Annotated in this window: 2 protein-coding genes and 1 tRNA gene; 1 reads left to right on the plus strand and 2 read right to left on the minus strand. The window is 51.5% G+C overall.

Annotated features, from left to right (window positions below; genetic code table 11):
- Positions 1-3: 3 nt before the first annotated feature.
- Together AB7038_RS09845 and AB7038_RS09850 are read right to left on the minus strand one after the other, a co-directional pair.
- Positions 4-79 (minus strand) — tRNA-Val (locus AB7038_RS09845).
- A gap of 40 nt (positions 80-119) precedes the next feature.
- Complete coding sequence (locus AB7038_RS09850) at positions 120-269, minus strand: hypothetical protein (protein ID WP_162817218.1); 150 nt, start codon at positions 267-269, stop codon at positions 120-122.
- A 146-nt stretch (positions 270-415) separates the two neighbouring features.
- Between AB7038_RS09850 and gltX the strand changes: the two genes are divergently transcribed.
- Complete coding sequence (gene gltX / locus AB7038_RS09855; RefSeq protein ID WP_368888990.1) at positions 416-1,831, plus strand: glutamate--tRNA ligase; 1,416 nt, start codon at positions 416-418, stop codon at positions 1,829-1,831.
- Positions 1,832-1,992: the final 161 nt, after the last annotated feature.

Consider the following 1,992-nt stretch of genomic DNA (forward strand, 5'->3'; position numbering starts at 1 on the left):
GAATGGTGGGCGATACCGGGCTCGAACCAGTGACCCCCTCCTTGTAAGGGAGATGCTCTACCAACTGAGCTAATCGCCCGTCGTGATGGAGGTGCATTATAGGGATCTGCGCGTTTGAGTCAACGCTTTTTCGAAAGAAAATGATCGTTCGTTGTAATTTTAGTCACCCTGTTCTGATTATCGCCATCCGCGCGCAGTATGTAAGCAGAAATCGGATAAATCGTGATCGCCGTCAGATTCATTGCTGCAAAAACATCCTGTTTTGTCATGTGTTTTTCCATTTAACACGAGAAAAATGACTTTTTCGGCCTTCTTTCCCCCTTTTCATTGAGGAATTGTGTCTCAGTGCTAAAATATCCCGCATCGTATTTCTTCATCCACTACGTCTGGCACAGACGTTATGAAAGGCATTCCAATGAGTAAAGTAAAAACCCGTTTCGCACCCAGCCCTACCGGCTACCTGCATGTGGGCGGCGCACGTACCGCTCTGTACTCCTGGCTGTACAGCCGTCACAACCACGGTGAATTTGTCCTGCGTATAGAAGATACCGATCTTGAACGCTCAACTCAGGAAGCTATCGACGCCATTATGGACGGGATGAACTGGCTGAATCTCGGCTGGGATGAAGGTCCGTATTACCAGACCAAACGCTTTGACCGCTACAATCAGGTGATCGACACCATGATTGAAAACGGTACCGCTTACCGCTGCTATTGCTCCAAAGAGCGCCTGGAAGCCCTGCGTGAAAAACAGATGGCGAATAATGAGAAGCCGCGTTACGACGGCTGCTGCCGCGATCACGCCCATAACCATACTGCGGATGAGCCGCATGTGGTGCGTTTCCGTAACCCGCAGGAAGGATCTGTTATTTTTGACGACAAAATCCGCGGGCCGATTGAATTCAGCAACCAGGAACTGGATGACTTAATCATCCGCCGTACTGATGGATCCCCGACCTATAACTTCTGTGTGGTTGTCGATGACTGGGATATGGAAATCACTCATGTTATCCGTGGTGAAGACCATATCAACAACACACCACGCCAGATCAACATCCTGAAAGCCCTCGGTGCGCCGGTGCCGGAATATGCCCACGTCTCCATGATCAACGGCGACGACGGCAAGAAATTATCCAAACGCCATGGTGCAGTGGGTGTGATGCAGTACCGCGATGACGGCTATCTGCCGCAGGCGCTGCTGAACTACCTGGTGCGTCTGGGCTGGTCTCACGGTGATCAGGAAATCTTCAGCATTGAAGAAATGACTGAGCTGTTCACCCTGGAAGCCGTCAGCAAATCCGCCAGTGCATTCAATACTGAGAAATTACAGTGGCTCAACCACCACTACATTAACAGTATGCCGGCGGAAGAAGTGGCAGTTTACCTGCAATGGCATATTGAGAACACCGGGATTGATACCCGCAACGGCCCGGAACTGGCAGACCTGGTCCGCCTGCTGGGCGAACGCTGCAAAACACTGAAAGAAATGGCAGAAACCTGCCGTTACTTCTATGAAGACTTTGACAGCTTCGATGCCGATGCCGCGAAAAAACATCTGCGCCCGGTTGCCCGTCAGCCGCTGGAAGTGGTTAAAGCCAAACTGGCCGCCCTGACCACCTGGACACCGGAAGCCGTACACGAAGCCATTCAGGCAACGGCTGATGAGCTGGAAATCGGGATGGGTAAAGTCGGTATGCCGTTACGTGTTGCTGTGACCGGTGCCGGTCAGTCTCCGGGTCTGGATGTGACCGTACATGCAATTGGTCAGTCCCGCTCTCTGGCGCGTATCGATATGGCGCTGGCCTTTATTGCTGAGCGCGAAGCACAGTAATCATTGTTCAGCGACCTGATACCCGGCTTAATGCCGGGTATTTTTTTGTCATTTTACTGAATTGACGGCTTTTTCATCGGTCGCACACGAATTTCATATTAAGCCGTTGACAGCTCAGGGAACCTTGCCTATTATGCTGCGCGTCCGGTCGATTTTATCGG

It is taken from the genome of Morganella morganii (assembly GCF_041099235.1).
Classification (GTDB): domain Bacteria; phylum Pseudomonadota; class Gammaproteobacteria; order Enterobacterales; family Enterobacteriaceae; genus Morganella; species Morganella morganii_E.

What these genes read in the sequence shown, in the direction of transcription:
- AB7038_RS09850 (WP_162817218.1), bottom strand. Translation starts at nt 269, where the DNA reads ATGACAAAACAGGATGTTTTTGCAGCAATGAATCTGACGGCGATCACG.
- gltX (WP_368888990.1), top strand. Translation starts at nt 416, where the DNA reads ATGAGTAAAGTAAAAACCCGTTTCGCACCCAGCCCTACCGGCTACCTG.